This window comes from Oleiphilus sp. HI0117 (assembly GCF_001635235.1).
Genome location: NZ_LWGA01001467.1, coordinates 1 through 663 on the forward strand (window position 1 = coordinate 1; position 663 = coordinate 663).

Sequence of the window (663 nt, forward strand, 5' to 3'; positions counted from 1 at the left end):
ATTAAAGCTGTTTTTAGACTTCAGTGATTGCCCTGAAAGTGAAGTGCCAGATCCTTACTTTGGTGGCACTGCCGGTTTTTCACATGTGCTTGATTTAGCTGAGTCGGCAAGTGAAGGTTTGCTGAATGCTCTGACAGAGGAAGCGCTCGCTTAATGGTTGCATTCCTTGATGAATAAGCGTTTGGGAGCAGATTTAAAGAGCCTGAATACCCTGGCTTTACCTTGTGTTGCTCGCGAAGAACTTTGCTTTGACAATGCTCAAGAGCTTGTGCTCTTTTTGCAGGGTGGAAGCTATGAACTATCAGAGTTGCTTATCCTGGGCGGCGGTTCCAATTTGGTTTTGCCCGAGAGACTAGACAAACTTGTAATACGTTTATTGTTTGACGCAATTCACTATCATGATGACGATACAGATCATGTGATTGTTGTTGTTGAAGCAGGTAGGATCTGGGACGACTTGGTGGCTGGTACTGTAAATCAAGGCTTGGTTGGGCTAGAAAACCTTTCCTATATTCCCGGAACCGTTGGTGCAGCACCCGTTCAGAATATCGGTGCGTACGGCGTGGAACTTTCAGACTCTCTTGTCTCGGTGAAAGCTTTCGACACTAAGACGCTTTCGCTTTGTGAGTTGAGCAATGAGCAGTGCCAGTTCTCATACAGAGA

Annotated in this window: 1 protein-coding gene; it reads left to right on the plus strand. The window is 45.9% G+C overall.

Features of this window, described 5'->3' with window-relative positions; translation table 11 throughout:
• Positions 1 to 169: 169 nt before the first annotated feature.
• The coding region (locus tag A3757_RS27830; RefSeq protein WP_156506565.1) for an FAD-binding protein at positions 170 to 663 on the plus strand (494 nt) is incomplete at its 3' end.